The sequence below is a fragment of the Teichococcus aestuarii genome (genome assembly GCF_042651065.1).
GTDB lineage: Bacteria > Pseudomonadota > Alphaproteobacteria > Acetobacterales > Acetobacteraceae > Pseudoroseomonas > Pseudoroseomonas aestuarii.
Genome location: NZ_JBHSCH010000019.1, coordinates 28,462 through 43,789, shown reverse-complemented (window position 1 = coordinate 43,789; position 15,328 = coordinate 28,462). Strand labels below are relative to the sequence as shown.

The following is a 15,328-nucleotide window of genomic DNA, read 5'->3' as shown; positions in this document are numbered from 1 at the left end:
ATGGGGGCCTGGGGGAATTCCTTCCCCCAGCCTTGCCTACTTCCGCGCCAGCTCCCGCTCCACGACCCGCGCGAAGAACCCGGCGCCGACCGGCAGCAGGTTGTCGTTGAAGTCGTAGGTCGGGTGGTGGACGGGGTTGCTCCCCTTCCCCCCCGCTTCCGCCTGGCCGACGAACAGGAAGGCGCCCGGCCGCTTCTCCAGCATGAAGGAGAAGTCCTCGCCGCCCATGATCGGCAGCCCCTCGCGGATCACCTTCGCCTCGCCGGAGATCTCGGCGGCGGCGTCGGCGGCGCGGGTGGCCTCGGCGGCGTGGTTGATGGTGGGCGGGTAGCGGCGGTGGTAGCGCACCACGGCCTCGGCCCCATGCGCGCGGGCGGTGATGGTGGCGATGTCGGAGATCGCCTGCTCCACCGCGTCCCGCACCTCGGGCAGCAGGGTGCGCACCGTGCCGCGCAGCACCGCCTCGTCGGGGATGACGTTGTCGGCGCTGCCGGCGTGGAACTGGGTGATGGAGACCACCGCGCTGCCGAGCGGGTCCGTCCGGCGGCTGACGATGGATTGCAGCCCGCTCACCACATGCACGCCGACCAGCAGCGGATCGACCGAGAGGTGCGGCAGCGCGCCGTGCCCGCCCTTGCCGCGAATGACGATCTCCACCGTGTCCGACGCCGCCAGGATGACGCCGGGCAGCGCGCGGAAGGTGCCGAGCGGCATGTGCGGGTCGTTGTGGATGCCGTAGACGGCATCGCAGGGGAAGCGGTCGAACAGCCCGTCCTCGATCATCGCCTTGGCGCCGGCCAGCCCTTCCTCGGCGGGCTGGAAGATGAAGTGGACGGTGCCGGCGAAGTTCCGCGTCTCGGCGAGATACTTGGCGGCGCCGAGCAGCATGGCGGTGTGGCCGTCATGGCCGCAGGCGTGCATCGCGCCGGGGTTCTGGCTGCGATACTCGAAGCCGTTGGCCTCGGGCATCGGCAGCGCATCCATGTCGGCGCGGAGCCCGATGCTGCCGCCCTCCCCGCCATTGCCCTTCAGCACGCCGACGAGGCCGGTCCTGCCGAGGCCGCGATGCACCTCGATGCCCCAGCCCGCCAGCTTCTCGGCCACGATGTCGCTGGTGCGCCGCTCCTCGAAGCCGAGCTCGGGGTGGGTGTGGAAGTCCCGGCGCCACGCGGTCATCTCGGGCAGGAAGTCGGCGATGCGGTTGGGGATGGGCATAGGGCGGTGTCCTCGCTCGGAATCAGTATTTTAAGCTTTAAAGTAAATAATCTTCTTTTTCTGAAGAAAAAGAAGCAAAAAGACTTCTTTCAGTTTGGCGTCATGCTTTCCACCAGCGTTTCGGCAACTGACAAAAGTTTTTTGGTTCTTTTTTCCAAAAAAGAACCCTTCCTTTCAGCCGCCACGCGCCCGGTCGGGGTCCACGGCGCGCAGCACGTATTCGTCGATGTTCGGCGCATACTCCCGCCACAGCGCCTCCAGCGCGCCGATCGGGTCCGCGTCGCGGTCGATGCGGAGGTCGGCGTAGGGGAAGCTCTCCTCGGCCACCATCAGCAGCGTGGCGCTGACCAGGGGGCGGCCCTCGCCGCCCGCCGCCTCGCCGGCCTTCAGCGCGTCGATCAGGCGGTCGCCGAGCGGCGCCTCGGGGTGGGCCAGGAAGGCATCGACCATGGCGCGCGGCACCTGGTCGCTGGCCAGGATGTTGCCGATGGCCACGCAGTCGGCGCCATGCGCGTGGTTGTGCGCGGGCTTCACCCGGGCGCCGTGGAAATGCGCGGTGCGGCCGGCGCGGTCGATGGCGGCGAACTGGCGCCAGCCATGATCGGGGGTGCTGGCCTCCAGCGCCGCCACCGTCTCCTGCGCGGTGCAGCCGCTGCGGAGCAGCTCCACGCCGCGCGGGCCGAGGCGGGGGTCGGTGCGGTGCTGCGTCAGCACGCCGCCAATGCCGGCGGCCAGGAAGGGCACGCGGGCGCCGATGCACAGGCCGGAGGTGGTGGCCACGGCGCCGAACTGGCCGGTGCGCGCGCAACGGCCGATCAGGGAAAAGGTCATGGCCGCGCATTCAACGGGCGAAGCATCCGCTTGTCCATCCGGGGGCGGCGCTTTGTCGTGGCGCCACGGGGCGGGGCGGCGTATAAACTCACGATTTCGTGATAATACTTCAGAGGTGGTTTACGCATGGCCCTCCGCCGGGCGGGGCTGCTGCTGCTGGCGCTGCTCCTCCCGCCGGTGGGCACCGGACGGGCCGAGGAGATTCCGGCCACCGGCGGCGATTATGGCGGCGCCGGGCTGATCGAGACGCGCAACGCCCGCTTCCGCGAGGATGGCACGCTGGAGGCCGGCACGGCGCTGCGGCACCAGCGGCGCTTCTGGTTCGTCAACTTCCAGGCCCTGCCCTTCCTGGAGACCACCTTCCGCCTGACCGAGCGCCTGGACGGCACGACGGGGCGCGGCATGACCACCGACCGCGCCTTCGACCTCAAGCTGCGCCTGCTGCAGGAGAGCGACACCACCCCTGCCGTGGCGGTCGGCTTCCAGGACATCATCGGCACCGGGATCTACGCGGGCGAGTACATCGTCGCCTCCAAGCGCTGGCACGGCTTCGACCTCTCGGCCGGGCTGGGCTGGGGGCGCGCGGGCTCGGGCGGCGAATGGACCAGCCCGCTGGCGCTGCTGGATGACCGCTTCCGCGACCGCCCGCGCGATGTCGGGCGTGGCGGCACGCTGCGGCGCAACTGGTTCCGCGGCGCGGATGTGGCGCCCTTCGCCGGGGTGGAGTGGTCGGTGCCGGCGCTGGAAACACCCTGGGGCGCGGTGGAGGGGCTGCGCGCCAAGCTGGAATGGAGCGGCGACGCGCTGCGTGACGAGCGCGGCGGCTACCCCGCCCGCCGCACCGGACTGCGCGGCGAGGCGGCATCCCGCGTCAATCTCGGCCTGCAATGGTCGAACGACTGGCTCGATGCCGGGCTGCACTGGGTGCATGGCACGGACCTGCTGCTGCGCCTCTCGCTGCGGCTGAACCCGGACGACCCGCCCGCCCGCCCGCTGCCCGCGCCGCCCCCCCTGCCCCGCCGCCCGGCCCCCGCCGCCCTCTCGCCCGCAGCCGAGGCGCAGGCGGTGTTCGCGGCGCTGGAGGCCGCCGGCTTCCAGCCCGTGGCCTATCACCGCGCCGGCCTGGTGGCCGAGATCGCGCTGGCCGGCGGCCGTTTCCGGGAGTTCCCGCAGGTGGCGTCGCGGGTGCTGCGCGCCACCCAGGCCGCGCTGCCGCCGGGGGTGGAGATGCTGCGTCTGCGCTGGTGGCAGGCGGGCGCCGAGATTGGCGTGCTGGAGATTCCGCGCGCCGCGCTGGAGGGCGCCGCCTGGCACCGCGCCAGCGCCGAGGAGGCCTGGCTCGGCGCCACCCTGCTGCCCGCCACGGGGGATCTCGCCCCCGGCGCCGCCCGGCCCGGCGGGGTGGACTGGTCCTGGGGCATCGCCCCCACCCTTGGCCTCTCGCTCGGCGATCCCTCGCGCACGCTGCGCTGGCAGGCGGGGCTGGCGGCGGGGGGGCGGGTCGGCCTCGGGCCGGAGGTGCTGGGCGGCGGCTGGGCGCTGGCCGGCTCGGTGCGGCAGGCGCTGCTGGGCAACCTCTCGGGCGGCCTGCCCTCCGACAGCCGGCTGCCCCGCGTGCGCAGCGAGGAGGCCGCCTATGCGCGGGAGGGGCGCACCGCACTGGCCACCCTCTATGCCGAGCGGATCTGGAACCTGGCGCCGGACTGGCTGGCCCGCGCCAGCGCCGGCTACCTGGAGCCGATGTTCGGCGGCCTATCGGGCGAGGTGCTGTGGCGGCCGCGCGAGAAGCCCTGGGCGCTCGGCCTCGACCTGGCCTGGGTGGCGCAGCGGGATTTCGACCAGAAGCTGGGCTTCCAGGGCTATTCGGTGGCCACCGGCCATCTCTCCCTCTACGCCGACCTGCCGGTGTGGAACCTCTACGGCGTGGCGCGCGCCGGCCGCTACCTGGCGGGCGACTGGGGCGCCACGCTGGAGCTGGGCCGGCGCTTCGAATCCGGCATCGAGGTCGGCGGCTTCGCCACCCTCACCAACGTCTCCGCCGCCCGCTTCGGCGAGGGCTCCTTCGACAAGGGCGTCTATGTCCGGGTGCCGCTGGCACTGTTCGGGCGGGAGAGCGCGGAACGCGGCGGGGTGGTGGTGCGCCCGGTGCAGCGCGATGGCGGGCAGCGCCTGGCGATGGACAACCCGCTCTGGGAGGTCTCCCGCGAAGGCCGGGCCGAGGCGCTGCGGCGCGGCGTGCCGGGTTTTTCGCGATAGCGCCCGCTTGGCACGGCGGCGGCCGGCCCTTATGCCGCGGGCCGCTCTCCGGGCGGTTATCAGCTCCACGAGTGGGAACGCTTGACCCGGCGCCCTGGCGACACGACTCTCCACCGCAAGCCGCGCGCCCGGCGGGGTGCCTTCCTGCCCCCGCGCACCGGGCCGCATGAGGAAAAGACACGATGAGCGAACTCACCAAGGCCGTCAGCGACGACAGCTTCAAGCAGGATGTGCTGCAGGCCTCCGGCCCCGTGCTGGTGGATTTCTGGGCCGAGTGGTGCGGCCCCTGCCGCATGGTGGCGCCGATCCTCGACGAGGTCGCCAAGGACTATGCCGGGCAGCTCACCATCGCCAAGGTGAACATCGACGAGAACCCGATGACGCCGAACGAGTACGCGGTGCGCGGCATCCCGACGATGATCCTGTTCAAGGATGGCAAGCCGGTGGACACCAAGGTCGGTGCCCTGCCGAAGAGCCAGCTGAAGGACTGGATCGCCACCGCGCTGGGCAAGTAACGGCTTGGCGGGGACGCGGAGCCACGGCCGGCGCGGGGCGATCGCCCTGGCCGGCGGCGTGCTGGCCGGGGTCTTCGCCCCCGCCTGCGCGCAGACGACAGGTGCCTCCGGCCAGGGAGCGGGCGCGGTGGTGCGGAGCGAGGCCACGGCCTTCCGCGTCGTCCGCTTCGCCGAGGGGCTGGAACACCCCTGGGGCGCCGCCTTCCTGCCCGACGGGCGGATGCTGGTGACGGAGCGCCCCGGCCGGCTGCGGCTGGTCAGCCGCGAGGGGCAGGTCTCCGCCCCGCTCTCCGGCGTGCCGCCGGTGGCCGCCGCCGGCCAGGGCGGGCTGCTCGACATCCGCCTCGCACCCGATTTCGCGGAAACCCGCGAGCTGTATTTCTGCCAGGCCGCCAGCGTCTCCGGCGGCAACCTGACACGCCTCTCCCGCGCCCGCCTCAGCGCCGACGCTGCCTCGCTGGAGGCGGTGCAGACCCTGCTCGACGCCACGCCGGCGCAGACGGGCAACGGCCATTATGGCTGCCGCATCGCCTTCGGCGGCGACGGCAAGCTCTACATGACCACGGGCGACCGCCAGCGCGACAGCGACCGCGCCCAGGAGATGGGCGACCTCGCCGGCAAGCTGCTGCGGCTGGAGCGCGACGGCCGCCCCGCCGCCGGCAACCCCTTCCTCGGCCGCGAGGGGGTGCGCCCCGAGATCTACGCTTCCGGCATCCGCAACCCGCAGGGGCTGGCGGTGAACCCCGCCACTGGCACGCTGTGGGAGGTGGAGATGGGCCCGCGCGGCGGCGACGAGATCAACCTCGTCCGCGCCGGGGCCAATTACGGCTGGCCGGTGGTGGGGCATGGCGTGGCCTATAGCGGCGCGCGCATCCACGAGGCGGAATCCCGCCCCGGCATGCAGGACCCGCTGCGCCACTGGACGCCCTCGATCAGCCCCTCCGGCGCCACCTTCTACACGGGCGATGCCTTCCCCGCCTGGCGCGGCAACCTGTTCCTGGCGACGCTGAGCAGCCAGGGCCTGCTGCGCCTGACCGTGGAGGGCGACCGCGTGACCGGCGAGGAACGGCTGCTATGGGGCCAGCAGCGCCTGCGGCAGGTGGCGCAGGGCCCCGACGGCTTCCTCTACCTGCTGACCGACGAATCCCGCGGCCGCATCCTGCGGCTGGAACCCGCCGGAAGCTGAGGCCGGCGGCGGGGCGGCAGAAAACCCGCCCCGCCCTGCCTACTACTTCGCCAGCGCGGCCCGGACCTCCTCCAGCACCGCCTGCCGCACCGCCGCGCGCGCCTCCGGCTGGCCGCCGCCATGCGGGTTCCTCTGCACGCAGTCATCGCTGTAGGCGAAGGGCGCCCCGGTGGCGGCGTTGACCAGCCGCCCCGGCTCCCGCTCCTCGATGACGCAGGCCCTCAGGGTCTGGGAATGGGTGGCGACGCCGGGGGCATCGCTCAGCGGCGAGTCGAAGCCATGATGCGCACCGGGATAGGTGGCGAGGGCGATGTCGGCGCCGCCCTCCCGCATCCGCGCCACCTGCGCGGCGCAGCTGCGCGCCAGGGTGTAGTCGTCCGCCTCGCCATGGAACAGGCGGATGGGCCTCGCCACCATCCGGGTGTCGTCGCGGTAGCGGGCGGAGCAGTCGGGGTAGAAGGCGAGATAGGCGGCGAAGCCGATGCCGGAACGGTTCCACAGCCGGTGGAAGCGCTCGGTGGCGGCGTAGAGCGCCGCCTTGCCGCCGCGCGAGAAGCCGATCAGCACGATCCGCTCCGGATCGACGCGCGGGTGCCGCGCCAGCACCTCCAGCGCGCCATAGAGGTCCAGGATCAGGTTCAGCCGGCCGAGCTTCGCCTGGTCGGTGTTGGTGGCGACAAGGCCGCGCGCGGTGAAGCCGTCGATGACGAAGGTGGCGAGGCCCTCGGCGTTCAGCAGCCGTGCCCAGGCCTCGATCCCGCCATCGATGCCGCCCGAGCCGTGCATCAGCACCGCGACGGGCAGCCGGCCCGCCTGCCAGGCCGTCTGCCCGGGCGGCAGGCGCAGCTCGCCCGCCGTGGTCACCGCCTGCCCCGCCCCGGCCTCGCCCCGCAGGAATTCGGCATCGCTCAGCGTGCGGGAGGGGATGGCGTGCAACTCGATGCGGCCGGGAAGGCTGGCGGCCTCCTGCCCGGCGGCGGGCGGGACGGGCAGCGACAGCAGCAGCAGCGCGGCCAGAAGGCAAAGGGCGGGATGCATCGGGCGTCTCCTCACCGCGCGCGTGCGGGTGGCCGGGGCGGAGAGGAAAGCGCGTTCCACCCCCCGGCGCCAAGGGAAAGCGCCAAGGGAAAGCCACCCGGCGCGGCTCAGGCGATGGCGATGCCGCGCCCGGCGAAGAAGCGGCCGAACACCGCGGGCGGCAGGGAGACGTCCCGCTGCGCCGCCGCCTCGTGCCCCGAGGGGTTGTGGAAGGTGATGGCCCCAGGCGTGGCGGCGGTGACCAGCACGAGATGGCCGCCCGTGTGCGGCGGCGCGCGCTCCGGCCAGCGGATGTCCTTGTGCACCGAGGCGATGAAGTAGCCGCCCCCCGCCAGCAGCGGCGCGATCTCCGCCGCCGCGAGATCCAGGCGGATCGTGGCGCGCAGGCCGAAGCGCGCGGCGACGTAGCGCAGGAAGGGCGCGTAGATCAGGCCACGGATCTGCCCGTCCGGCTCCTCCACATAGCCGCCCTCGGCGGCGCAGCCGCGCGCCAGCTCCAGGATGGGGTGCGCCACGCCGGTGCGCGCGGCCAGCACCATCTTCAGGCAGGCCATGCCGCAGAGATGCCCGGCCCAGCGGGCGTATTCCTCGACGCTGGCGGCGCCCGAGCCGCGCCAGGCCGGGTCGCGCAGCAGCGCGGTCTCGGCGCCCTCGGCCAGCACGGCGGCCGTCATGCCGGGGGTTTCCCACTGGCTGAAATAGGGGGTGCGGGTGGGCTCGGTCACGGCGGGGCTCTCGGGCGGGAAGGACAGGGCGACGCCGCCCCCCCGGCCGGGGGGTGGCGTCGCGGGCTTTCAGCTCCGGCGCGCCGCCAGCGCCCAGAGCCGCGGCCCGACCAGCCCGAGCAGCGCCAGCAGCAGGATGCTGAGCGAGACGGGGCGGGTGACGAAGGTGGTCCAGTCGCCCTGGCTGATGGTCAGCGCCTGGCGCATCGCCTGCTCCGCCATCGGCCCCAGGATCATGCCGATGACCACCGGCGCCTGCGGGAACTCGAAGCGCCGCATGAACATGGCGATGATGCCGATGCCGTAGAGCAGCATCAGGTCCACCACGGAGTTGCTGATGCCGTAGGTGCCGATGGTGGCGAAGACCAGGATGCCCGCGTAGAGCTGCGGCGTCGGGATCTTGAGGATGCGCGCCCAGAGGCCCACCAGCGGCAGGTTCAGCACCACCAGCATGATGTTGGCGATGTAGAGCGAGGCGATCAGCGTCCAGACCAGCTCGCCCTGGCTGGTGAACAGCAGCGGCCCCGGCTGGATGCCGTAGGACTGGAAGGCCGAGAGCATGATGGCGGCGGTGGCCGAGGTGGGCAGGCCCAGCGTCAGCATCGGCACCAGCACGCCGGCGGCGGCGGCGTTGTTGGCCGCCTCAGGCCCCGCCACGCCCTCGATGGCGCCGGTGGTGCCGAACTCCTCCGGGTGCTTCGAGAGCTTCCGCTCGGCGTAGTAGCTGAGCATGGTGGGCATCTCGGTGCCGCCCGCCGGCATGACGCCGAAGGGGAAGCCCAGCAGCGCGCCGCGGAACCAGGGGCCGGTGGAGCGCTTCCAGTCCTCCTTCGTCATCATCAGCCGGCCGACCTCGCGCACCTCCTGCTTGCCCTCCATATGGCGCCAGGCGAGGTAGAGCGTCTCGCCCACCGCGAAGAGGGCGACGGCGACCAGCACCACGTCGATGCCGTCCAGCAGCTCGGGGATGCCGAAGGTCAGGCGCGGCTGGCCGGTCTGCAGGTCGATGCCCACCAGCCCGATCAGCAAGCCGAGGCCGAGCGAGGCCAGCCCGCGCAGCGCCGAGCCGCCCAGCACCGCCGAGACGGTGACGAAGCACAGCACCATCAGCGAGAAATACTCGGCCGGCCCCAGCTTCAGCGCCAACTCGACGACGATGGGGCCGAGGAAGGACAGGCCCAGCGTGCCGATGGTGCCGGCGATGAAGCTGCCCACCGCCGCCGTGACCAGCGCCGGCCCGGCGCGGCCGTTGCGCGCCATCTTGGCGCCTTCCAGCGCGGTGATGATGGAGCCGCTCTCGCCCGGCGTGTTGAGCAGGATGGAGGTGGTGGAGCCGCCATACATGGCGCCGTAGAACACGCCGCAGAACAGGATGAAGGCGCCGGTGGCGCTCACCTGGAAGGTGATGGGCAGCAGCAGCGCGATGGTCAGCGCCGGGCCGATGCCGGGCAGCACGCCGATGGCGGTGCCGAGGAAGCAGCCGAGCAGCGCCCAGCCGAGATTGGTGATGGTGAGCGCGTTGCCGAAGCCGAAGGCCAGGCCGGACCAGACATCCATGGAGCTACAGAATCCCTTCCAGGATGCCGGCGCCGATATTGACGCCCAGCAGCTTGTCGAAGGCCAGATAGGCGCCGAAGGTGACGGCCAGCCCGATGCCGAGATCGCGCAGCGGGTGGCGGCTGCCGAAGGCGGCGGCCACCAGCACGAACTGCGCCGTGGCGGCGAAGACGAAGCCCAGCGTGTCGATCAGCGCCAGGTTCGCCACCAGCCCCGCGCCGAGCAGGCCGAGGGCGCGCCAGTTGGTGGGCGGCGCCTCCGCCACCTCCGGCAGGGTGTGCGACCAGCCGCCGCGCAAAGCGGAGAGGGTCAGCCCCGCCCCCACCACGCAGACCATGCCGCCCACCAGGTAGGGGGTGAATTTCGGCCCCACCTGCGCATAGAGCGGGGTGGTGGGAATGATGGCGGCCTGCCACAGGCAGAGCAGGCCGAGCAGCAGCACCAGCCCCCCCACCACGAGGTCGGACCGCCGCAGCGCGGCCCGCATCCGGGCATCCGGCACCGGGGCGTCGGCAGGGCCCGGCATGGTGCCGGGCTCTCCGGTCGTGCCGGTCATGCTCAGATCAGGCCGATTTCGCGCAGCACCTCGGCGGTGGCCGCCTCGTCGCGCTTCAGGTAGGCCTCGAAGGCCTCGCCGGGCAGGAAGGCGTCCTCCCAGCCCTGGCGCTCCATCATCTCCTTCCAGGCCGGCAGCCCGTGCAGGGTGGTGACGAACTTCACCAGCCCCTCGCGCGTCTCCGGCTTGATGCCCGGCGGGCCGAACACGCCGCGCCAGTTGCCCAGGGTGATGTCGATGCCGCTTTCCTTCAGCGTCGGCACGTCGGGCAGGCTGCGCGTCTCGCCGGTGGTGGCCAGCGCCCGCATCCGCCCGGCCTTGATCTGCTCGGCGAATTCCGAGACGCCGGAGATGCCGGCCTTCACCTGCGCGCCGAGGATGGCGGCCTGGGCCGGCCCGCCGCCGGCGAAGGCGACGTAGGAGGCCTCCTTGGCCGAGCGGCCCTGGCTCTTCAGCAGCAGGCCGAGCACGATGTGGTCGATGCCGCCGGCGCTGCCGCCGGCCACCGAGGTGCCGCCCGGGTTGCTCTTCAGCGCGTCGAGGAAGCCCTGCAGGTCCTTGATGTCGCTGCCGGCGGGCACGACGATGATGCCCGGCTCGGTGGTCATGCGCGCGATCGGCGTCACGTCCTTCAGGCCGAAGGGCGACTTGTTGGCCAGCACCGAGCCCACCATGACGGCGCCGCCGACCAGGATGCTGCCCTCGCGCCCGCGGCGCTGCGAGATGAAGCGCGGCAGCCCCACCGTGCCGCCGGCGCCGCCGACATTCTCGAACTGGAAGTTGCCCACCAGCCCGGCCTGGCGCGCCACCTGCTCGATGGCGCGGCCCAGCCCATCCCAGCCGCCGCCGGGGCCGGCGGGGATGAAGACGTGCAGGGAGGAGTAGAGCTGTTGCTGCTGCTGCGCGCGGGCGCCACCGCCCAGGAGCGGCAGGGTGGCAGCCGCGAGGGCCGTGGAGAGCAGTGTGCGGCGCAGCATAAAATTTCCTCCATAAAGCAGTCGGTTAGAATGATGTTGCGCGAGAATCACCGGTTTCGCAAATCGCAATTTGCGGTTCCGCCCCCGGGCGCCGGTGCTTGCGCTGCGCCGGCCGCCGCCTCATTCTGGCCCGACTTTCGGGAGACGGCGTTGATGCGGCTGCGCGTGGCGATGGTGCTGGCCCTGCTCGCGGCACCAGGGCTGGCGGGCCTCGTGGCGCCACGCTGGCTGCCGCCCCTCTTGTCCGCCATGCCGGCCGAGGCCCGCCAGCCCGGCGCCGCCCAGCCCACGCCCCCCGCCGCCGCCCCCGCCCGCCCCGCCGCGCCGCAGGAGCGCGAGGCGGTGGTGGCCAACGAGCTGGGCCTGCCGCTGCGCGAGCTCTACATCGCCCCCGCCGGCAGCGTCGAGCAGGGGCCGGACCGGCTGGGCGAGGACAGCCTGCCCAGCGGCGCCGCGCTGCGCGTGCCGCTCGGCCGGCAGCGCCTCTGCCTGTTCGATGTGCGCGTGGTGCTGGCCGATGGCAGCGCCGAGGAGAAGCGCGGCGTCGATCTCTGCCGCAGCAGCCGCGTCACCTTCGGCGACCCCAGCGCGCCGCTGCGCGAGGCGACGGTGGTGAACGACACCGACCTCGCGCTGCGCGAGCTCTACGCCATGCCGAGCGGCGCCCCCGGGCGCGGCCCGGACCGGCTGGGCACCGAGACGGTGGCGCCCGAGGCCACCACCCGCCTGCGCCTCGGCCGCGCGCGCGAATGCCTCTTCGACCTCACCGCCGTGTTCGAGGACGACACGGTGGAGGAGCGCCGCCGCGTCGATCTCTGCCGCAACAGCCGTGTCAGCTTCGGCGACCCCGCCATCCCCTGGCGGGAGGCCGAGATCGCCAACGGCACCGGCCGCGCCATCCGCAACCTCTATGCCGGCACGGCAACCGGCACGGCGAACGGCACGGGCGCCGCCGGGCGCTCCGGCGCCCCGGCCTGGGGCCATGACCGGCTCGGTCCGGTGATGGTGGAGCCCGGCACCACCTTCCGCCTGCGGCTGCGCAGCCGCGCCTGTCAGCTGGACCTGCGCGTGGTGTATGACGACGAGACGGCGGAGGAGAAGCCGGGCGCCGATCTCTGCGCCGGCACCTCCATCCTGTTCGACGGCAGCGGCATCCCGCGCCCGCCGGAGCGCGCCTTCACCCTGCTCAACCGCCACGCCGCGCCGGTGCAGGAGGTCTATGCCTCCGCCACCGACGACACCGACTGGGGCGAGGACCGCCTGCCCGGCGGCGCGCTGGAGCGCGGTGCCCGCGCCGAGGTGGTGCTGCGCAGCGCCTGCGAGATCGACCTGCGGGTGGTGTTCGGCAATGGCGGCGCCGAGGAGCGGCGCGGCGTGAACATCTGCGACACCGCGCTGATCGTGCTGCGCCCCGGCTGGGTGCTGGCGGAGCGGCTGGACCAGGGCGCCGGCACGCTGGAGCAGGGCCCGCCGCGCGAGGGCAGCGTGCGCCTGCGCAACGCCGGCCCGGCGCCGCTGGTCGAGCTGTACGTCGATGCCGTGGGTGCGCCGCGCGGGCCGGACCGGCTGGGCAGCACCGTGCTCGGCCGTGGCGAGACGCTGGATTTCGCCCCGCCCGAGGCGGTGGGCTGCACCGGCCACCTGCGCGCCGTCTTCCGCGACGGGCGGGAGGTGGACCGACCCCGCTTTGACCTGTGCTCCGGCACCGAGGTGGCCCTGCCATGATGCGCCTTCCCGCCGCCGGGCTGCTGGCCCTGGCCCTGCTGTCCGCACCCCCGCTGCTTCCCGGAGCCGCCAAGGCCCAGCCGCAGCCCGCCGCCCCGCCCCCGCCCCTGGCCGCCGTGCCGCCGGCGCTGCGCGGCCCCTGGTTCGCCGGCGGCTGCGCCAGCCCCACGGCCATGCTGCACGTCACTGCCCGCGCCGTGGCGCGGCTGCCGGCCGATGGCCCGGCGCGGCTGATCCGCTTCGCCGAATCCCGCGCGCAGGCGGGCTGGACGGTGGGCACCGGCCGTGGCGCCGAGGCGCCGCGCATCCTGCTCCGCGGCGACGCCACGGCGCTGCAGACCGCCGAGCCGGACGCCAAGCTGCGCGACGACCGCCTGCCCGGCGACACCCCGCTCGCCGCCTGGAGCCGCTGCGCCGCGCCGCCGCCCGCCCTGGCCGCGCTGCATGGCGAGGGCCTGGCGATGCTCGGCGCGCTGGAGGTGCTGGAGGCGGCCTGCGGCGGCCCCGGGGCCGGCAGCGCCGGCTGCCTCGCCGCGCTGGTGGCGGAGGGCGACGTCTCGGGCGACGGGCTGCTCTCGGTGGCCGAGATCGCCCGGCTGGTGCGCGGCATGACCTGGGTGATGGCCGCCGCCGAGGATGCCTCGCCGGAGGGCGTGCTGGCGGCCGGCGGCGGCGGCCTGCTGGCCGGCGTCGCCATCGGCCGCTTCGCCATGGAGAGCCTGGATTATGACGGCGACGGTCGCCTTTCCGCCGCCGAGCTGGGCCAGGACCGCACCGCCCTCACCCGCAGCCTGGGCGCCGAGGGCGGCCGGCCGCTGCGGCTGGAGGGCGTGCAGGAAGGCATCGGCCTGCTGCGCGGCCTGCTCGACGGGGTGACGGCCCCCTGAGCGGGCGCGCCGCGCTTTAGAGAATCTTCGCCCGCGCGGCCCTAGGAAGGACATTCCTCCTTCAAGGGAACAGCGGATGCTCTCCTGGCTGCGGCCGCCCGAAAGCGGCGACCAACCCGACGCCTCGCCCGAGGGCGGCACCCTCGGCGCCCTGGCCCGGCAGGCCCTTGAGCAATGCATCATCGCCGTCGTCTCGATCGACGCGCAGAACAACGTCACCTTCTTCAACGCCGCCGCCGAGCGGTTGTGGGGCTACGCCGCCACCGAGGTGCTGGGCCGCAACGTGCGGATGCTGGTGCCGAAGGCGATCCAGCCGCAGCACGACAGCTTCGTGGGCCACCACCGCGACACCGGGGAGGACCGCATCGTCGGCACCTCGCGCGAGGTCGAAATCCACCGCAAGGATGGCAGCGTCATCTGGGGCAGCCTTTCCCTCTCGCGGCTGCGCACGCCGCAGGGCACCGGCTACACCGCCTTCGTGCGGGACGTCTCGGCCGAGCGGGCGGTGCGCGAGGGCATGCGGCAGACGCTGGAGCAGGCGCTGGACGCGGTGGTGACGATCGACGAGCACAACACCGTCACCTTCTTCAACCCGGCGGCCGAGCGGCTCTGGGGCTACGCCGCCGCCGAGGTGGTGGGCCAGAACGTGCGGATGCTGGTGCCGAAGGCGATCCAGCCGCAGCACGACAGCTTCGTGAACCGCAACCGCGCCACGGGGGAGGACCGCATCGTCGGCACCGCGCGGGAGGTCGAGATCCATCGCAAGGATGGCAGCGTCATCTGGGGCAGCCTCTCCCTCTCGCGCATCCGGCTCGATGACGGGCGGCAGACCTACACCGCCTTCGTGCGCGACGTGCATGAGGAGGTGCAGCGGCGCGAGCAGATCCGCCTGCTCTCCATGGTGGCGGACGAGACGGACAACTCGGTGGTCATCTGCGGCCCGGACCGGCGCATCCGCTACGTCAACAACGGCTTCACGCGGATGACGGGCTACAGCGCCGCGGAGGTGCTGGGCCGCATCCCCGGCTCTTCCTGCAGGGGCCGCAGACCGACCCCGCCACGGTGCAGCGCATCCGCGCCGCGCTGCAGGCCGGCCGGCCGGTCCAGGACGAGATCCTCAACTACCACAAGGATGGCAGCAGCTACTGGATCAGCCTGGCGATCAACCCTGTCTCCGGGGCGGATGGCGCGCTCAGCGCCTTCATCTCCATCCAGGCCAACGTGACCGAGACGAAGCAGCGCGCGCTCAGCTTCGACCAGAAGCTCAGCGCCATCTGCGCCACCACCGCCGTGGCCGAGTGGTCGCGGCAGGGCGAGATGCTCTCCGCCAGCGACCAGCTCCCCGGCCGCCTGTGCCTCGACCAGGTGCTGGACGGCGCGGCGCAGGCGGCGGTGATGCGCGGCGAGACGCTGCGGCGCGAGATGCCCTGGCCCGGCAGCGAGCCCGCGCTGTGGCTCGACGCGGTGTTCAGCCAGCTGCGGGATTTCAGCGGCGCGGTCAGCGGCATCCTGATGTGCGGGGTGGACGTCACCGCGCGGCGCGTCACCGTGCAGAACACCGAGGCGGCCATGCAGGAGGCGGCCGCCTCCTCCCGCCGCATCGGCCAGATCAGCGGCACCATCAACGGCATCGCCGCGCAGACCAACCTGCTGGCGCTGAACGCCACCATCGAGGCCGCCCGCGCCGGCGAGGCCGGGCGCGGCTTCGCCGTGGTGGCGCAGGAGGTGCGGCAGCTGGCCAACAGCTCCGGCCAGGCGGCGCGCGAGATCCGCCAGCTGGTGGACGAGACCACCGGCCGCATCGAGGTGCTCGGCCAGTCGATCCGCGCCCTCAACAGCAGCAGGCCGGAAAGCTAGGGG

13 protein-coding genes and 2 pseudogenes are annotated in these 15,328 nt (G+C 73.2%); 8 read left to right on the top strand and 7 right to left on the bottom strand.

Translation table 11 applies throughout. The annotated features are described in order from the left end of the window. Positions 1–36: 36 nt before the first annotated feature. Both ACFOY6_RS10020 and ACFOY6_RS10015 read right to left on the bottom strand, forming a co-directional pair. Positions 37–1,215 (bottom strand): M20 aminoacylase family protein, encoded by a 1,179-nt coding sequence (locus ACFOY6_RS10020; RefSeq protein WP_379650468.1) that lies wholly within the window; start codon positions 1,213–1,215, stop codon positions 37–39. A gap of 174 nt (positions 1,216–1,389) precedes the next feature. Further along, positions 1,390–2,046 carry a DUF1028 domain-containing protein gene (locus tag ACFOY6_RS10015; RefSeq protein ID WP_109516514.1) on the bottom strand — a complete coding sequence of 219 codons (657 nt, stop codon included), beginning with the start codon at positions 2,044–2,046 and terminating at the stop codon, positions 1,390–1,392. A gap of 126 nt (positions 2,047–2,172) precedes the next feature. Here ACFOY6_RS10015 and ACFOY6_RS10010 point away from each other — a divergent pair, with 126 nt between their 5' ends. The 3 genes from ACFOY6_RS10010 (at position 2,173) to ACFOY6_RS10000 (ending at position 6,003) form a co-directional block, all read left to right on the top strand. Beyond that, a complete protein-coding gene (locus ACFOY6_RS10010; protein WP_379650466.1) occupies positions 2,173–4,302 on the top strand; it encodes a YjbH domain-containing protein in 2,130 nt (709 codons plus the stop codon). Between the two features lie 182 nt (positions 4,303–4,484). After that, positions 4,485–4,817, top strand: a complete 333-nt coding sequence (gene trxA, locus ACFOY6_RS10005) for a thioredoxin TrxA (protein ID WP_379635604.1) — start codon at positions 4,485–4,487, stop codon at positions 4,815–4,817. A gap of 4 nt (positions 4,818–4,821) precedes the next feature. Continuing rightward, the gene (locus tag ACFOY6_RS10000; RefSeq protein ID WP_379635606.1) at positions 4,822–6,003 is read left to right on the top strand and encodes a PQQ-dependent sugar dehydrogenase; all 1,182 of its coding nucleotides are present in this window, start codon (positions 4,822–4,824) and stop codon (positions 6,001–6,003) included. 42 nt (positions 6,004–6,045) lie between these two features. Here the strand turns inward: ACFOY6_RS10000 and ACFOY6_RS09995 are convergent, their stop codons facing one another. From ACFOY6_RS09995 to ACFOY6_RS09975, 5 genes are all read right to left on the bottom strand, one after another. Then, entirely contained in the window at positions 6,046–7,041 is a 996-nt protein-coding gene (locus tag ACFOY6_RS09995; protein ID WP_109516511.1) for a dienelactone hydrolase family protein, read from the bottom strand. Positions 7,042–7,148: 107 nt separating this feature from the next. Further along, entirely contained in the window at positions 7,149–7,766 is a 618-nt protein-coding gene (locus ACFOY6_RS09990) for a cysteine peptidase family C39 domain-containing protein (protein ID WP_379650463.1), read from the bottom strand. A gap of 69 nt (positions 7,767–7,835) precedes the next feature. After that, positions 7,836–9,323, bottom strand: coding sequence for a tripartite tricarboxylate transporter permease (locus ACFOY6_RS09985; RefSeq protein WP_379650461.1), 1,488 nt, complete (start codon positions 9,321–9,323; stop codon positions 7,836–7,838). 4 nt (positions 9,324–9,327) lie between these two features. Further along, entirely contained in the window at positions 9,328–9,879 is a 552-nt protein-coding gene (locus tag ACFOY6_RS09980; RefSeq protein ID WP_379650459.1) for a tripartite tricarboxylate transporter TctB family protein, read from the bottom strand. Between the two features lie 2 nt (positions 9,880–9,881). Continuing rightward, on the bottom strand, positions 9,882–10,856 hold the full coding sequence (locus ACFOY6_RS09975) for a Bug family tripartite tricarboxylate transporter substrate binding protein (RefSeq protein WP_109516508.1): 975 nt from the start codon (positions 10,854–10,856) through the stop codon (positions 9,882–9,884). Between the two features lie 153 nt (positions 10,857–11,009). On the opposite strand from ACFOY6_RS09975, the gene ACFOY6_RS09970 reads away from it, so the two are divergent. From ACFOY6_RS09970 to ACFOY6_RS09950, 5 genes and pseudogenes are all read left to right on the top strand, one after another. Next, complete coding sequence (locus ACFOY6_RS09970) at positions 11,010–12,581, top strand: hypothetical protein (protein ID WP_379650457.1); 1,572 nt, start codon at positions 11,010–11,012, stop codon at positions 12,579–12,581. After that, entirely contained in the window at positions 12,578–13,468 is an 891-nt protein-coding gene (locus ACFOY6_RS09965; protein WP_379650455.1) for an EF-hand domain-containing protein, read from the top strand. Before ACFOY6_RS09970 ends, ACFOY6_RS09965 begins: the two co-directional genes overlap by 4 nt. 76 nt (positions 13,469–13,544) lie before the next feature. Beyond that, positions 13,545–14,441, top strand: a pseudogene (locus ACFOY6_RS09960) (PAS domain S-box protein); the annotation flags it as partial. Positions 14,442–14,530: 89 nt separating this feature from the next. After that, a pseudogene (locus tag ACFOY6_RS09955) lies at positions 14,531–14,638 on the top strand (biphenyl 2,3-dioxygenase); the annotation flags it as partial. Positions 14,639–14,689: 51 nt separating this feature from the next. Next, complete coding sequence (locus ACFOY6_RS09950) at positions 14,690–15,325, top strand: methyl-accepting chemotaxis protein (protein WP_379650496.1); 636 nt, start codon at positions 14,690–14,692, stop codon at positions 15,323–15,325. The last annotated feature ends 3 nt before the right edge of the window (positions 15,326–15,328 follow it).

Coding starts and splice junctions, on each gene's coding strand:
- ACFOY6_RS09965 (WP_379650455.1), top strand. CDS start 12,578: ATGATGCGCCTTCCCGCCGCCGGGCTGCTGGCCCTGGCCCTGCTGTCC.
- ACFOY6_RS09975 (WP_109516508.1), bottom strand. CDS start 10,856: ATGCTGCGCCGCACACTGCTCTCCACGGCCCTCGCGGCTGCCACCCTG.
- ACFOY6_RS09970 (WP_379650457.1), top strand. CDS start 11,010: ATGCGGCTGCGCGTGGCGATGGTGCTGGCCCTGCTCGCGGCACCAGGG.
- ACFOY6_RS10020 (WP_379650468.1), bottom strand. CDS start 1,215: ATGCCCATCCCCAACCGCATCGCCGACTTCCTGCCCGAGATGACCGCG.
- trxA (WP_379635604.1), top strand. CDS start 4,485: ATGAGCGAACTCACCAAGGCCGTCAGCGACGACAGCTTCAAGCAGGAT.
- ACFOY6_RS10010 (WP_379650466.1), top strand. CDS start 2,173: ATGGCCCTCCGCCGGGCGGGGCTGCTGCTGCTGGCGCTGCTCCTCCCG.
- ACFOY6_RS09980 (WP_379650459.1), bottom strand. CDS start 9,879: ATGACCGGCACGACCGGAGAGCCCGGCACCATGCCGGGCCCTGCCGAC.
- ACFOY6_RS09995 (WP_109516511.1), bottom strand. CDS start 7,041: ATGCATCCCGCCCTTTGCCTTCTGGCCGCGCTGCTGCTGCTGTCGCTG.
- ACFOY6_RS10015 (WP_109516514.1), bottom strand. CDS start 2,046: ATGACCTTTTCCCTGATCGGCCGTTGCGCGCGCACCGGCCAGTTCGGC.
- ACFOY6_RS09985 (WP_379650461.1), bottom strand. CDS start 9,323: ATGGATGTCTGGTCCGGCCTGGCCTTCGGCTTCGGCAACGCGCTCACC.